The sequence below is a fragment of the Providencia sp. PROV003 genome (genome assembly GCF_045040775.1).
Taxonomy (GTDB): Bacteria; Pseudomonadota; Gammaproteobacteria; order Enterobacterales; family Enterobacteriaceae; genus Providencia; species Providencia huashanensis.
Genome location: NZ_CP096369.1, coordinates 3,778,080 through 3,793,086, shown reverse-complemented (window position 1 = coordinate 3,793,086; position 15,007 = coordinate 3,778,080). Strand labels below are relative to the sequence as shown.

Annotated in this window: 13 protein-coding genes; 7 read left to right on the top strand and 6 right to left on the bottom strand. The window is 39.2% G+C overall.

Annotated features, from left to right (window positions below):
* The first annotated feature begins 28 nt into the window (after positions 1 to 28).
* The 4 genes from pqiA (at position 29) to rmf (ending at position 4,032) form a co-directional block, all read left to right on the top strand.
* Positions 29 to 1,309, top strand: coding sequence for a membrane integrity-associated transporter subunit PqiA (gene pqiA / locus M1F14_RS17560; protein ID WP_071547901.1), 1,281 nt, complete (start codon positions 29 to 31; stop codon positions 1,307 to 1,309).
* The gene (pqiB, locus tag M1F14_RS17555; RefSeq protein ID WP_042846445.1) at positions 1,306 to 2,955 is read left to right on the top strand and encodes an intermembrane transport protein PqiB; all 1,650 of its coding nucleotides are present in this window, start codon (positions 1,306 to 1,308) and stop codon (positions 2,953 to 2,955) included. The genes pqiA and pqiB overlap by 4 nt, the downstream gene beginning before the upstream one ends.
* The gene (gene pqiC / locus M1F14_RS17550; RefSeq protein ID WP_042846443.1) at positions 2,955 to 3,509 is read left to right on the top strand and encodes a membrane integrity-associated transporter subunit PqiC; all 555 of its coding nucleotides are present in this window, start codon (positions 2,955 to 2,957) and stop codon (positions 3,507 to 3,509) included. The genes pqiB and pqiC overlap by 1 nt, the downstream gene beginning before the upstream one ends.
* A gap of 352 nt (positions 3,510 to 3,861) precedes the next feature.
* Positions 3,862 to 4,032: a ribosome modulation factor gene (gene rmf / locus M1F14_RS17545; protein WP_004909639.1), complete on the top strand. Its 171-nt coding sequence runs from the start codon at positions 3,862 to 3,864 to the stop codon at positions 4,030 to 4,032.
* Between the two features lie 145 nt (positions 4,033 to 4,177).
* On the opposite strand, the gene fabA is transcribed toward rmf, so the two are convergent.
* The 3 genes from fabA to M1F14_RS17530 all read right to left on the bottom strand — a co-directional run bounded on the left by fabA (position 4,178) and on the right by M1F14_RS17530 (position 6,913).
* Positions 4,178 to 4,696 carry a bifunctional 3-hydroxydecanoyl-ACP dehydratase/trans-2-decenoyl-ACP isomerase gene (gene fabA, locus M1F14_RS17540; protein ID WP_042846441.1) on the bottom strand — a complete coding sequence of 173 codons (519 nt, stop codon included), beginning with the start codon at positions 4,694 to 4,696 and terminating at the stop codon, positions 4,178 to 4,180.
* A gap of 96 nt (positions 4,697 to 4,792) precedes the next feature.
* Positions 4,793 to 6,529 carry a Lon protease family protein gene (locus M1F14_RS17535; protein ID WP_181469178.1) on the bottom strand — a complete coding sequence of 579 codons (1,737 nt, stop codon included), beginning with the start codon at positions 6,527 to 6,529 and terminating at the stop codon, positions 4,793 to 4,795.
* Positions 6,530 to 6,736: 207 nt separating this feature from the next.
* A complete protein-coding gene (locus tag M1F14_RS17530; RefSeq protein ID WP_071547903.1) occupies positions 6,737 to 6,913 on the bottom strand; it encodes a GhoT/OrtT family toxin in 177 nt (58 codons plus the stop codon).
* 173 nt (positions 6,914 to 7,086) lie between these two features.
* On the opposite strand from M1F14_RS17530, the gene matP reads away from it, so the two are divergent.
* The gene (matP, locus tag M1F14_RS17525) at positions 7,087 to 7,554 is read left to right on the top strand and encodes a macrodomain Ter protein MatP (RefSeq protein WP_042846439.1); all 468 of its coding nucleotides are present in this window, start codon (positions 7,087 to 7,089) and stop codon (positions 7,552 to 7,554) included.
* Between the two features lie 184 nt (positions 7,555 to 7,738).
* On the opposite strand, the gene ompA is transcribed toward matP, so the two are convergent.
* The gene (gene ompA / locus M1F14_RS17520) at positions 7,739 to 8,821 is read right to left on the bottom strand and encodes a porin OmpA (protein ID WP_181469179.1); all 1,083 of its coding nucleotides are present in this window, start codon (positions 8,819 to 8,821) and stop codon (positions 7,739 to 7,741) included.
* Positions 8,822 to 9,174: 353 nt separating this feature from the next.
* Positions 9,175 to 9,696: an SOS-induced cell division inhibitor SulA gene (sulA, locus tag M1F14_RS17515; RefSeq protein WP_042846437.1), complete on the bottom strand. Its 522-nt coding sequence runs from the start codon at positions 9,694 to 9,696 to the stop codon at positions 9,175 to 9,177.
* A 236-nt stretch (positions 9,697 to 9,932) separates the two neighbouring features.
* On the opposite strand from sulA, the gene M1F14_RS17510 reads away from it, so the two are divergent.
* Positions 9,933 to 10,547 (top strand): TfoX/Sxy family DNA transformation protein, encoded by a 615-nt coding sequence (locus M1F14_RS17510; RefSeq protein WP_042846436.1) that lies wholly within the window; start codon positions 9,933 to 9,935, stop codon positions 10,545 to 10,547.
* A gap of 126 nt (positions 10,548 to 10,673) precedes the next feature.
* On the opposite strand, the gene yccS is transcribed toward M1F14_RS17510, so the two are convergent.
* Positions 10,674 to 12,821, bottom strand: coding sequence for a YccS family putative transporter (gene yccS, locus M1F14_RS17505; RefSeq protein WP_173424818.1), 2,148 nt, complete (start codon positions 12,819 to 12,821; stop codon positions 10,674 to 10,676).
* A gap of 123 nt (positions 12,822 to 12,944) precedes the next feature.
* On the opposite strand from yccS, the gene helD reads away from it, so the two are divergent.
* A complete protein-coding gene (gene helD, locus M1F14_RS17500; RefSeq protein ID WP_181469180.1) occupies positions 12,945 to 14,996 on the top strand; it encodes a DNA helicase IV in 2,052 nt (683 codons plus the stop codon).
* Positions 14,997 to 15,007: the final 11 nt, after the last annotated feature.

Genomic DNA, 15,007 nt, shown 5'->3' with positions numbered 1-15,007 from the left:
TAGCTTTAATTAGAGGAGCAAATACACTTTGTGTACCCATGAGTCTCATGAACATGTTCTTTGCCCTCAGTGTGACATGTTGGTTGCAGTCCCTGAGTTGGAACAAGGGAGCAAAGCAACATGTCCGCGCTGCGAGACTACATTAGTCTCAAAGTGGCGGTATCCATATAAGCAACCAGCAGCATATGCATTTAGTGCATTAATTATGCTGTTTGTTGCTTGCTTGTTCCCTTTTGTGAAAATGGGGGCGGCAGGAATTGAAAATGAAATATCGTTATTTCAGATAATCGAAATTATATCGGCTACCCGCTATAGTGGGTTGGCGTTATTTTTTCTGTTTTTTTCTTTGATTATCCCAGCATTTTGCATGATCACAATTATTCTCTTAGGGTTGCAAGTTCATATTCCTAAGGGATTAAAGGTCGTGAGCACTCGCATTTTATTCCAAATGAAAGCTTGGTGCATGGCGGAAATATTTTTAGCTGGGGTTTTAGTTAGCTTTGTGAAACTGATTGCTTATGGTGATATCGGAATAGGCTTAAGTTTTTTACCTTACTGTTTGTTTTGCATGTTGCAGGTAAGGGCATTTCAATGTTTAGACCGCCATTGGCTTTGGAACCGTATTGAAGCACCGCCAAAACTAGAGCTACCATTAAAAGTAGGCCAAACAGGTATTAAGCAAAACGTACGTTTATGCCTTGTTTGCACGGCTATTTTACCAGCGGAACAATCACAGTGCCCACGGTGTTTTTCCCGTGGAAGTGTACGTAAACACCAAAGTTTGCAGTGGACATTAGCACTGCTCGTTACTTCAATCATGCTGTATATTCCCGCTAATGTGTTACCCATGATGACGACATATACACTGGGCAGCGCATTAAATTCAACCATTATTGATGGGGTTATTCTATTGTGGGAGGATGGTTCTTATCCTGTTGCTATGGTCATTTTTATTGCCAGTATCATGGTACCTACGTTAAAAATGATTGGTATTGCATGGCTTTGCCTTGATTCACAAGGATATGGCAATCGAGACCCTCATCGGATGCATTTTATTTATGAGCTAGTGGAATATGTGGGGCGTTGGTCAATGATTGATGTATTTGTGATCACGATTTTAGCCTCTTTGGTTCAAATGGGCCAGTTGATGAGTATCGTGCCAGCAATGGGGATTATTTTCTTTGGTGTTGTTGTTATTCTCACAATGTTTGCAGCGATGACGTTTGACCCAAGGTTAACTTGGGATCGTTGTGAAAGGAAAAACGCAGTAAACACGAATGCTGTTGAACAAGAAGGAGTCGTCGGGTGACCTCACAAGAAACATCACAGGCCAATGCCAAAGTTAGTAAGTTAAAAAGTTGGTCACCAGTTTGGGTGATCCCAATAGTAACTGTCTTAATTGGTGCTTGGGTATTATTTTACCATTTTAGCAACCAAGGCCCGGAAGTGACGCTAATCACTTACAATGCTGAGGGAATAGAAGCAGGTAAAACGAAAATTAAAAGTCGTAGCGTCGATATTGGCGTCGTTGAAAGCGTCACTCTTGATGATAATTTTAGTCGGGTGTTAATAAAAGCGCGCTTAAATAATGACATGAAGGATTTACTACGTGCTGATTCATCATTCTGGATTGTTAAGCCTACAATCGGGCGTGATGGTGTGACAGGGTTAGGTACTTTACTTTCAGGGGCTTATATTGAACTTCAGCCTGGGGTAGAGGCCAAAGAAAACTTTGAATTTACTTTATTGGACACACCTCCTCTTGCATCACCGGATGCAAAAGGGATACGAGTAGCATTAGTCAGCGATAAAGCAGGGCAATTAAACCCTGGTGACCCAGTATTATTCCGTGGCTATCGTGTTGGGTCAGTTGAAACTAGTAATTTTGATATGGACAAGCGTGATATGCGCTACCAATTATTTATCAATGCTCCTTATGATAAGCTGATCAGCTCCAATGTGCGTTTCTGGAAAGACAGTGGAATTGCATTCGACATGTCATCCCAAGGTGTTCACGTTGAAATGGGGTCTATTGCGACATTACTGACAGGTGGTGTGAGTTTTGATGTGCCTACGGGGTGGGTTCCAGGTACGAGTGTTAAGGAAAATACAGAGTTCCGACTCTTTGATAACCAAAACAGTATTCAAAATTCACTGTATACAGAATACCAAGATTTTGTCTTGTTCTTCTCTGATTCTATTCGTGGGTTACAGCCTGGGGCACCAGTGGAATTCCGTGGTATTCGTTTAGGCACAGTGGCACAAGTGCCTTTCTATACCGAGGGGCTTGACCAATCTTTGGATAATGACTTTAGAATTCCTGTTCTAATTCATATCGAGCCAGAGCGTTTTTCAAAAGATGTTGGTGCGAATTTTAATTTAAAAAATGAATTAAAATTGGCTATGAAAGACGGATTAAGAGCATCGTTAAAATCGGGTAACTTTTTAACAGGTGCCCTGTTTGTTGATTTAGATTTTGACCCTAATGCTGAGCCTTATAAAGGGCCTACGGTAGTGGCTGGATATAAAATTATCCCAACGACCAGTGGTGGCTTAGCGCAAATCCAACAAAAAGTTATCGCGGTGTTGGATAAGATCAATAACATGCCAATTGAGCCAATGCTTAATCAAACGACACAAACATTAGCCGAAGGGCAAAAAGTGGTTAAAGAAGCCAATGCCATGTTGGTGGAATTAAACAAAGTCATGGGAAGTAAAGAGTTCCAAAACTTGCCTCATGACTTACAAAAAACACTGCAAGAAATGAACCGTGCAATGCAAGGTTTCCAACCGGGTTCACCTGCTTATAATAAAATGGTGGATAACATGCAGCGTTTAGACCAAGTATTGAGAGAAGTTCAGCCGCTTTTACGTACATTAAACAACAAGAGTAATGCATTAGTGTTTGAAGCGGAGCCGACTAAGGATGTAGAGCCGAAAGGAGTGAAAAAATAATGCGATATTTATTATCAGTATTTGTTTTATTGTTGGCAGCGTGTAGTAGTACGCCAGAAAAAAAGTATTATCAATTGCCAATAAAAACTCCTCAGGAACAATCAGCGGCAGTGATGGATAAAGGCCAAGTTTGGCTACAGCGTATTATGTTGTCTGATGTATTAACTTCCAACGGTATTACTTACCAAACAACCGATGTGAGTTATACAAATGCGAGCACACATCTTTGGGCTAGCCCATTGGAACAACAGCTCGGGCAATCAATGGTGAGTGAATTATCCGCCGCATTACCGGATAAGCTAGTGTCTTTACAGCCATTACAGAATTCTCCAGATACACTGGATATCACTTTGACGGCATTTAATGGTCGATACGATGGAAAAGTGCTTATTCAAGGTTTTTGGACGCTTTCCCATGGTGATAAAGTCATTCGTCGTAATTTTGATGTGCAGTTAGACCAACAACAAGATGGGTATCCGGACTTGGTTCGTACATTGTCACTAGGCTGGCAACAAGTTGCTGATAATATTGCTAAAGAAATTGCAAAGTATTAGTTATTACCTAGTTAACTAATTAAATACACCTCAGATATATATGGTAAATATAAATTTCTGAGGTGTATTTTTTTTATCTTCAATAAGTAAATATATTTAATAAACTTATATGTAGTTAATAATAGTCACCTTATATACTCTAATATCATGATAAATAAAGTAAAATATTTCATAGTAAAATCAAATGATTATATTAATTGCCATATCTAAGTCACATTTATGCTATTTATGACAAATATATGAAAATCTTTACTTGATTTTCTTATCTGTGGGCGTTATTTCTATAAGGTACCTATTAATAAATAGTAGGTGCTGTTTTCTTTTCCATTTTTAATGATGAGGGAAGTAAGGCATGAAAAGACAGAAGCGAGATCGTTTAGAAAGAGCTTTATCAAGAGGTTATCAAGCAGGTTTAGCAGGGCGTTCTAAAGAGCTCTGCCCATATCAAGCAGTAGATGCTCGTTCGCATTGGCTAGGTGGTTGGCGAAAGGCGATGGAGGATCGAACCGTAGCGGTTGTGTAATCCAGAATTTATCTCATTTTTAAGGTTAAATAACCTGTCATTTTTTTATATTTAGGGTTTTTAACTTAAAGATACTAATCAATTTAAGAACCTCCGCCATTGCGGAGGTTTGCATGAATTAGCTCATAGCTTAGGCTTCTAAAAATTAGAATGCGCTTGTATCTTTGAATAAGCCAACTTTTAAATCCGTTGCGGTATAAATTGATTTACCATCAACTAAAACTTCACCATCTGCTAGCCCCATGATCAGCTTACGGTTAATTACACGTTTAAAGCTAATACGGTAAGTGACTTTTTTTGCAGTAGGTAGGACTTGGCCAGTAAATTTTACTTCGCCAACACCTAATGCACGGCCTCTACCTTCACCGCCCAGCCAGCCCAGATAGAAACCAACTAATTGCCACATTGCATCAAGCCCTAAGCAGCCTGGCATGACAGGATCATTGACAAAGTGGCAATCAAAGAACCAAAGGTCTGGATTGATATCCAGCTCAGCTTCAACATAGCCTTTATTATATGTACCACCGTCTTCAGTCATGCTGACGATACGATCCATCATCAACATGTTTCCTGATGGGAGTGGAGGACCATTTTCCCCAAATAACTCGCCTTTTCCAGAAGCAATTAAATCATCTTTTGTGTAGGATCCGCGTTTCTCAACCATGTTCTTCAGATAGCCTTTATTAAATGTAGGGGCACAGGATAGCTTACACTTGTACGCTGAACAACTCCGATCTGCTATTTTTTACGCAATCTTTACTTAACTCATCCATTTTAAGAACCAAGGAAGCCTTGCTTTATCCGGTGCGTTTGCTTGGTTAATACGCTCTTGAATTAAAGCTAACAGGTGTACGTTTTCTTCTTCAGCTTGCTGCTCAAAGTAAGGTTGCTTGGTCAATAATGTAATAGCTTGAGCGACATGTTCAACAGGCCAAATGTGGAATTGCCCTTCTTGTACCGCGCTAACGACTTCAGCTTTAGTGCATAAATGACGGATATTCGCCATTGGAATAATAACACCTTGCTCACCGGTTAAGCCCCGTTTGGCACAAATATCAAAGAAGCCTTCAATTTTTTCATTGACGCCACCAATCGGCTGGACGTAGCCAAATTGGTCAACTGCACCTGTAATAGCAATTTGTTGATCAATTGGTTGTAATGATAAAGCACTAATTAACGCACATAGCTCAGCCAGTGAGGCGCTATCACCATCAACCTCACCGTAGGATTGCTCAAAGACAATTGAGGCTGAGAAGGGCTGTGGTTGCTCTAATTTAAGCTCATAGTTTAAATAGGCTTGCATAATCATCATACCTTTTGCATGAATATTGCCACCTAATTCAGCTTTACGTTCTACGTCGGTAAATTCCCCATCACCTAGATGAGCCACACAAGTGATACGTGAGGGTTCTCCAATCGCTTCAGGGTGACCAGGGTATTGTAAAACGGATAACCCATTCACTTGCCCAATGACTTCCCCTTCAGTTTTAACGAAGATTTGCTCTTGCAAAATATCATCTTGCGTTCTTTCCATGAGGAAGTTGTGGCGCCATAGGCGGTTTTCGACCGCTTGATTAAATGAATTTTGAGTTAATAAGTTATTTTCTTGGTAATAAACCGCGTCCATTAAGCGCCTTGTAAGCCATGGAATATCAAGGGGAAGAGTAAATTTATCTTCACAATAGCGGGTTGCTTGATGAACCAAAGGTAACCAACCATCAACTGAGATATTTGGTAATTTATTGGAATCAATGATGGATTTAATATAACGCATCCATAATGTTAATTGTTGTTCATCCTCAAAGAACATGACTGGCTCATATTCACCATAAATTGCACTTTCAAATATTTCTGGTGAAGTATATTCAAACTCTTCTAAAGCAAGCCTATCACCAACAATAATAACTTTAAGTTCAAGAGGTTGTGGCTCGATTTCTATAGGTAAAGGTTGACTATCAGAATAGGGTAACCATTCTAATTGCCGACGAATAACCATATCTTTTAAGCGATTCCACATTAAAGGTTGGCTAATGAGTGCATTAGCTGCAATCACTAATATGCCCCCATTAAGCTGATGTAATAGGCCAGGGACAAGGGTCAAAGATGGGGTTACATGACCAAATAGTTGCTCTGGTTCTATCCAATTACGGTATGCAATCGCTGTGCGAGATGAAAAGCGGCTTTTAATGCCATGTTTCCATTGAAAGGAATGTTTATCTTCAGATAATTGGTAGTCGCCATCAATAGTGTTGATATCTACAAGCAATGGGCCAATTGCATTAGCGTAAGTGCTAAGGTATTCCTCACTTTCATCAGACTTGATAAACATAAAGCGTGTTTGGGCAAATTCATCGACAAAATGTTGTATTCCATCGGACAATCTAGGCTGAATGTCTGACAGTGTTGTTGGGGACAACGTTTCTGAGGATACAAATTTCGTCTGGAATGACGATAAGTTAGGAATGAGGCCTTGCCATGTTAGTTCTTGACTGATCACTATAATTATCTGCTATTAATAGGGTTATAAATAAAATGCCTGCCAATGAGCTGGGCGCATGTGCCTGAATTTGGTTTATTTAATAATTTGCCAAATAACATCGTTTGTTTTATAAACAATTTTCAGGCCTGTTAATTACCCAGTGGGCAAGCCTGCTATATTAGCCTTTGATAGGCAATCTTGCAGCAAGAATTGTTGAATTATTGACTAGAATAACGAAAACATAAACACAATAGGTAATGTCATTGGCCAAGTGAAACCAATTAATATGGCGCTAAGTAAGCGCATAAAACAATTAGGGTCTTTTGTGACGAGTAGGGTGAATAGCATAGCGCATACACCGACAATCCCATAGATGACGAGTATATTTTCAAAAGTGGACATGCAGTTTTATTAATTTGTTAACAGATGGGAGCGGATTGTACACTATTTTTACAAAGACAGGTTACTTTCTTTATTGCAGAAACGAATATTTCACTAAATCGAACGTCTGCTTGAGCATTTTGTTTATAATATTGCTAATATAAAGATAGGTTCGGTTTTCTTCAGGAAAAATTATGAAATATCAGCAGCTTGAAAATCTTGAATGTGGCTGGAAATGGGAGTACCTCGTCAATAAAGCACGAGGTGGCGAAGCGATTACCCGCTATATAGAACGAAGCGCAGAAAAAGAAGCGATAGATTTGCTGTTAAAAATGGAAAATAGACCGATTGATGTGCTCAAGTGGATTTCATTACATATGAATCCTGAGCTTGATAACCGAATGAAACAAAGCATTCGTGCAAGGCGTAAACGTCATTTCAATGCTGAGCACCCACATACTCGCAAAAAATCGATAGATCTAACCTTTTCGGTTTGGCAGCGTCTGTCTAATTTAGCAGTAAAACGTAATAAAACACTTTCTGAAACGATTATCCAGTTGATCGAAGATGCTGAGCATAAAGATAAATACGAGAGCCAAATGAGCTCATTGAAGCAGGATCTACAAGCGATTTTAGGGGCGTCGAAAGGAGATGGCAGCTAGGCTATCTGAAAAGATCTTTATGGTTGTTGTTCTTGCTATTAAGTGTAATGGGAAGCGAAAAGTAGATTAAACACTAAATAACAAACGGTCTATATTCGTTATATTAGTTTTTATAAGAATAAAAAAAACCCCAATAATAATTGGGGTTTTTTGTTCAGTTCAAAATTCAAACTAGGGCTAAGAATTAAGCGCCTGGTTGAGTTACAACTTCAGTTGTACCTTGAATTTCGATTTCAACGCGACGGTCTGGCGCTAAGCACTCGATCAGAGCTGCACGGCCTTTAACTGCGTCACATTTGTTACCAGTTACTGGATCTTCTTTACCACGACCTTCAGCAGCGATTGCGCTTGCTGGAACGCCTTTAGATACTAAGTAGTCAACTACAGACTGAGCACGTTTTTGTGACAGTGGCAGGTTGTAGTTTTGTGAACCGATACGGTCAGTGAAACCAACTACCAGTACGCGACCTTGAGTTGGATCGATGCTGCTCAGTTCGTTATACAGTTCGTTCAGAGCTTGCTGACCTTCTGGTTTCAGGCTAGCTTTGTTGAAGTTAAACAGAACGTCTGAACGTAGTGTGAAACGTTTGTTTTCAACAACTGGAGCTGGCTCAACAACTGGAGCTGGAGCAACAACTGGAGTATCTTCTTGACCAAAGCGGTATGCAACACCAACGCTCAGCATGCCGTTGTCTGGACGAGTACCGATATTGTCTTTATCACCTAAGTTGCTAACCCATTGGTAGTCTAAACGAGTTGCCCACTCTGGAGTGATTGCATACTCAAGACCCAATGCGTATACAGGTGCAACACCAGTATCAGTTTCTTTGAAACGTTCGCCATTTTGGTGAGCTTTAGCTTCAGTACGGTAAACCATACCACCTAAGCGAGTGTAAACGTCTAAGTCATCCATGATTGGATAGCTTAATTTGGTAGTTAATGAAACACCCATAGATTTCAGGTCACCGCTGTTACCAGCGCCTTTGTATTTCATTTTACCGAACCAGTCATAACCCAGTTCAAAACCCATATATTGGTTGTATTGGTAACCAGCATATGCACCAGCACCAATAGTATCACGGTCAGTTGAATTACCAACTGTACCCCAACCTGCATAGTCTGTACCAGTTTTAGCTGGGTTTAGGCTAGTATCTTCATAGTGAGACCAACCTAATTTAGCACCGGTATACCAAGTGTTATCTTTTGGAGCTGCTTGTGCAACGGTTGCAAAAGCTGCTACTGCCACTGCGATAGCTGTTTTTTTCATTTTACGCCTCGTTATCATCCAATATTGGCTTGGCTTCGCTGAGCCTTATTATGTGCCATTGGTTCAATTTACTTGCTAGGTTTCGCTGACATTATCTACAAAAAAATAATAAAAGTAAAAAATAATGCCATAAGCTTAACAAGCTAAAGTCTACAACGAACTTAAAAAGATACAAGTAGAGTGAGCAATAAACGTTAAAAAAAGTATTTTTTTAGTGTATAAATCAGGGAGATATGTATATTTTGTATTATGATTGTTTTTTGTCTATCTAATTGATCTGCAATACTTTTCATTTCACTTTAGAGATAAATATTTCTAAAGGTTAAATTTAGTAAGAAAATTCTTAATCTTGGCTAGTGATAATGATTTGAGTGAATTTTTAGGTGGTTTGACTGTCCTGATTGCATACTTACCATATTATATGTTTTTTGTGGGCGCATAATAAAGCCAATAGAATGACCTTCTTGAGCCGCATATTGTAAACGAACAAAATCTTGTTCGTTCAGTTCAGGCAACCAGCCTAAAACGACACTATAGTTACCACTTTTTAAGGCTTTTTCCATTGCATCTATGGTTGTTATGGTTTCCATGTGACTTAGTTGCATAACCTTATTCGTAGGGATGCCTGCTTGTTCTAACCAGTGTTTACTCAGTTTTTTATTTGGGCTTAGCCAGAGCAACCAACGTGATTGAGCCCCAAACTGGCGGAGCATTGGAAGCAAAATATAGTCCATGATTGGATGTTTTTCATCGTAAACGAGTTCGCTCACCATACCTTGTTGTGTAGAGTTACTCGCAAGCTCAATGGATGGGATGGACTGTGCGTAATTATTAAGAGAATGTTCTGTTGTGTTGTTCCAAGAATAGATGCTCATAATTATTAACCTCGTTACAATGCTGTATGAACATACAGTAACTGTATATTTATCCAATATCAAGCCTATTTTTTCAAAGCGCTTCGCAACTTTGTTGTTTTCCGCTGCATTCTTCTTGGCATTTTTTATTGAAACTCTCAAAATTAGCTAGGTGTAATTGTTTGTAAAGCAAGAAATTATAAAATTGATTCTCTCAAGGATAAAAATGAAACATACCCAAAAAGGAGTTAAGGTATATGTTATTAGAAGAAGAAAAATTTTTTAATTTATCTCGTTTGTTAGGTCAATTCGGAGAGTTAAAGCGTAAAAATCACTTCGGCGGTTTTTGCCTATTAGTTGATAATGTCATTGTAGGGTTAGTGCTGGATGGGAAATATTATTTACGAGGGTGTCTAGTAGCTAGAAGCCATTTTGAGGCTTCAGGGCTTAATCGGCTTGTTTATAGTAAGAAAGGCATACCTTTGGAAATGCGATATTACCAACTTCCTGAACAAATTTGGGGCGATGAAGTCTTGTGTCTCCAATATATTGAACTCGCTTATCGTTCTGCAATTGAAGAATTAAAACAAAAACAGTCCATCACAATGCGTATCAAAGATTTGCCAAATATGAATATGTCAGTTGAGAGGGCATTGGGGAAAATTGGAATTTCTCATGTAGATGATTTACGTACGATGGGCGCAAAAGCGTGTTTTATCAAACTTAAGCAACATGGGCGGCATGACCCGAGTATTAAATTATTAATTGGCCTAGCAGCGGCAATAGAAGGCTGTCATAGTGCTGTATTGCCAAAGAATACTAAGCAAGAATTGATTACTTGGTATAACAGTTTTGAACTCGCATCGAGGTGATTGCCTAATATAAATCAAAGGAAACTTATAGCAGGCTACCTCAAAACCAGACAATACTAATATGAGAAGAATAAGCGGGTAGAAAGGATATTTATATATTTTAATACCCGCTCATCGGTATGTTTATTATGCACTGATTTTTCGGATCATTTGCTTTATTTCAGGTACAAGTTCAAGTAAAAGCTTAGTTTGTTCCATGATGAGTAATGTTTTTTCATCGTCACTTTTTGCAATGTTATCGATTCGCTGTAATAAGTTTTGGCGCAGCCTATCAGATTTTTCATCGATAATTTGAGAGTCTAGTATGTTGGTTTGCAAGGCAGATTCAACATAGCAAATTGCATCATTTAACAGTGCCAAGTTATCCTCATTATGGATTTTTTCACGGTGCGCACCTAACGCGGAAATATAGCTAAGTAGTGTATGGTTTAAACATAAAAGTCTGAAAGCTTGTTCTTGGGTGATCCGGTAAGATTTGGGGTCTGATGCCATATTGGAGACAATAGAAGCAAATTCTGCATCATTATTATGTGCATCACGGCGTGCAACACGGTATTCAAGGCTATTATCTTTACCTTGGTAGTACTGCAGTAAAATGGCATCAAGGTACCTACAATTACTGTCCATTGTTTTTTGAATGACCTGAGGAAGTTGGCGAAATTTCCAATCAGGCCAAATAAAACTTACAGCAAGTAGTGCGATAAAACAGCCGATAAGGGTGTCAATAATCCGAGGTAATGCGACATCAAACCCTTCTCCTAATAAGTTAAAGCAAAAAAGCACTAACAAAGTGATAAAAAGGGTAGCTTGTGCATATTGGCTACTACGGAACATAAAGAACAGTAAGCCAGAGATCACAATAAGGGTAAGCTGGCCTTCAATTGATGGGATTAAATTAAGTAATGGTAACCCGATTAGGATACCAACGATAGTCCCGATGATACGCAGTGCTAAACGGCGTTTAGTGGCACTGTAGTTAGGTTGGCAGACAAATAAACTAGTGAGTAATATCCAATACCCTCTTTCCATATCAAATAGTTGGATAATCGCGTAACCAGTACAAAGAAGTATTGACATCCTAACTGCATGGCGAAACAACGATGATTTTGGGGTTAAATGATGCTTAACCCGTGTAATAATATCATTAAAGCCTGATAATGATTCGTCAGACAATTGTTCTACTTGTTTATTATTTTGTTGCCATGAGCTTTGCTCAAGGCTTAGCCCTTTAAGTTGAACATCAATTCCCTTTAAATTTTTGAGTAAATTATGCAGTGCTTTTATTGCATGTAATTCAGGGGATTGCTGCTTAAGTAATAATAGTGAGTTTTCAAGGTAGCTGAAAGTTCGTTCAAAGCGTGGATTATGTTGATATTGTTTACGTAGCAATACGGATTGAGCAACTTGCTGGCAGGCTCTTGCTTGCATGGTTAGTAAACGTTGAAAACGAAATAAGATATCATAATGGCGTAAGGTGCGACTAAGTTGTTGATACTGAATGTGAGACGAGCTAGCACGTTCATGGATATCTTGTGCAACAAAATAGTAATGCAGCGTATTACGAGTCCCTTTTTGGCCTCTATCACCTTTAAGTCGGCTCAATAAAGCAATTTTCGCTTGGTTCATTGTGTTGACTAAATTACTGTTTACTAAAGCTAAATCATAAACTGATTGTTGATAATCATCTTCAAGATCAGGGTCAAATAAGTTAGCTTTTGCGTCTAGGTAGGCGGAAAGTTGCTGGTAGCATTGAGTGATGGCATCTTGTAATGGCCTGACGGGAAACAAAATATGGCCAATTAATGTTAGAATATTATACCAAATGGCCCCTGTAAGTAATAACACAGGTTGTTGATACCAAGTATCAAAAATGGGTACACCTAGCATGGTATAAATGGCTATCAGTAAGGCGCCAAATGCAATGGTGGCATAACGTTGCCCTAAAGCACCAAGTAAGATGAACCCACAAGTCGAAAAAGCGAGGCCAAAAAAGAAAAATAGTGGGTATGGGAAGAGTAACTCAATTGAAACTGAGGCAACAAAAAAACAAAAAAGGGTAATAATTAAATTTTTTATTCTGCCAGTTAGCCTATCATCTAAGTCAGTCAAGGCTGCGGCAACCACGCCTAATGTCAGTGGGATAGTCACTTTAGGGTCTAGCCCTAAAAGCCACGGCACTAATGTTGCGCCTGTCAGGGCTATAAAGATTCGGATATAATATAAAATATGGCTGTTATATAGCACGCGGCGATAACTGGTAAGCAGTGTTAACACAAAGTACCTCAGAGGTAAGACAAGCTCTAGTTTATATAGGATAGCGTGTTTGCAGGGAATAAAAAACCGTTTGGAATCAAGCCAACCGTATTTTGTCATTGATTTTTTTCAGGTGCAGGACGTATGGAACTGAAATCAACACAGATTGGACAGCGTCTGGCTCAGCATCCCTACAATCGGGTTCGCTTACTCAACGCAGGTATCGAAGTCAGTGGTGAAAACCACCAATATCTTATCCCATTCAATGAACTTATTGACCTTCGTTGTAAGAGGGGCATTGTTTGGGGGGAATTAGAATTTGAAATTGTGAACGAACAAGTTGTGCGTTTACACGGTACAGAGTGGAAACAAACTCAACGTTTTTACCATTATTTGTATGAAAAATGGCAACAATGGAGTGCCGAAATGAGCCAAGTCAGTGCGCAAGTATTGACTGAATTGGTGAAAACCATTGAACAACTGATAAAACAAGATCATTGGCTTGGTTTACGTCAAGTTAGCAGCATCAAAGACAAAATTACTCAGAACTTTTCATCACTTCCTTTACCGTTAGTACGTATTCCATCGTTTGAAAATTGTGCATCTCAGTATCAATTTTGCCTTAAGTGGTTGAATGACAGAGAAAAATGTCGCAAGCAAATTAATGAAAAGTGGTGCGAGTCTGTTTTGGTGCGTTATCACGATTTTTTCCAACAAGTTGAATCTTCACCATTAAATTACTCACAATCACTATCTGTCATTAACGGCGAAGATAATGTGTTAGTGCTGGCAGGTGCTGGTAGTGGGAAAACGTCGGTTTTAGTCGCCAGAGCAGGCTGGCTAATACTAAGAGGGCTGGCAGAACCAAAGCAAATTTTATTGCTGGCATTTGGTCGCAAAGCTGCTGATGAAATGAATCAGCGCATTCAGCTACATTTACAGCAGGATATCGAAGCGAAAACATTTCATGCGCTTGCTCTGCATATTATTCGTGAAGGTAGTAAAAAATCACCGGTTATCAGTGAACTCGAAACCAACAGTCAAAAACGTCAAACATTGTTATTAACAGAATGGCGAGAGCAATGTTCAACGAAAAAGGCTCAAGCGAAAGGTTGGCGAGAGTGGCTGACTGAAGAGCTGCAATGGGAAATTCCCGATGGTGAGTTTTGGAATGATGACAAAATAAGCCATAAAGTTGCTGCGCGTTTAGAACGTTGGTTAAGCTTAATGCGTATGCATGGTGGTAGTCAAAAGGATATGGTAGATAAGGTCAATGATGAAATTAAAGATCTTTTCCAAAAACGCATTCGTTTGATGGCACCATTATTAAAAGCATGGAAAAGTGCGCTAAAAGAGGAAGGTGCGGTTGACTTTTCTGGGTTAATTCATCAGGCGGTGAATATTTTAGAAAAAGGGCGCTTTATTAGCCCATGGAAACATATTTTAGTTGATGAATTCCAAGATATTTCACCTCTTAGAGCCAAATTGCTTCAAGCGTTACGTCAACAAAATAAGCAAACAACGTTGTTTGCAGTGGGCGATGATTGGCAAGCTATTTACCGTTTTAGTGGCGCTGAATTAGACCTGACCACCTCATTTGAAAATAATTTTGGGGAAGGGGAGCTTTGTGCTTTGGATACAACCTATCGCTTCAATGAACGTATTGGCGATATTGCGAATCGGTTTATTTTACAAAATCCAATTCAGCTTCATAAGCCATTAAATAGCTTAACTAAAGGTAGTAAAAAATCAGTTGTTCTTCTATATGAACAAGCATTGGAACGGTTATTGGATAAAATGAGCGGCTATGTACTTGATGATGAAAGGATATTAGTACTGGCACGTTATCATTATTTAAAACCTGAAATTTTGAATAAAGCGCATACCCGTTGGCCAAAATTGACGATTGAATTTATGACGGTACATGCATCAAAAGGGCAGCAAGCAGATTATGTGATTATTTGTGGCTTAAACAGTGGTAAGGATGGTTTCCCTGCGCCGGCAAGGGAGTCAATTATTGAGCAAGCACTGTTGCCACAACCTGAAGATTTTGAGCATGCAGAAGAAAGGCGGTTACTGTATGTGGCCTTAACAAGGGCTAAACAGCAAGTTTGGTTATTATATAACCCCGAATTACCATCAGAATTTGTTGAAGAACTTAAACAATTAGGTGTCCCAAAACAGAAAAAGCCTTAGGGGGATGGGCA

Excerpts from the sequence above, each read along its gene's own strand:
- pqiC (WP_042846443.1), top strand. The coding sequence starts at position 2,955 with ATGCGATATTTATTATCAGTATTTGTTTTATTGTTGGCAGCGTGTAGT.
- rmf (WP_004909639.1), top strand. The coding sequence starts at position 3,862 with ATGAAAAGACAGAAGCGAGATCGTTTAGAAAGAGCTTTATCAAGAGGT.
- fabA (WP_042846441.1), bottom strand. The coding sequence starts at position 4,696 with ATGGTTGAGAAACGCGGATCCTACACAAAAGATGATTTAATTGCTTCT.
- M1F14_RS17530 (WP_071547903.1), bottom strand. The coding sequence starts at position 6,913 with ATGTCCACTTTTGAAAATATACTCGTCATCTATGGGATTGTCGGTGTA.
- matP (WP_042846439.1), top strand. The coding sequence starts at position 7,087 with ATGAAATATCAGCAGCTTGAAAATCTTGAATGTGGCTGGAAATGGGAG.
- ompA (WP_181469179.1), bottom strand. The coding sequence starts at position 8,821 with ATGAAAAAAACAGCTATCGCAGTGGCAGTAGCAGCTTTTGCAACCGTT.
- sulA (WP_042846437.1), bottom strand. The coding sequence starts at position 9,696 with ATGAGCATCTATTCTTGGAACAACACAACAGAACATTCTCTTAATAAT.
- M1F14_RS17510 (WP_042846436.1), top strand. The coding sequence starts at position 9,933 with ATGTTATTAGAAGAAGAAAAATTTTTTAATTTATCTCGTTTGTTAGGT.
- helD (WP_181469180.1), top strand. The coding sequence starts at position 12,945 with ATGGAACTGAAATCAACACAGATTGGACAGCGTCTGGCTCAGCATCCC.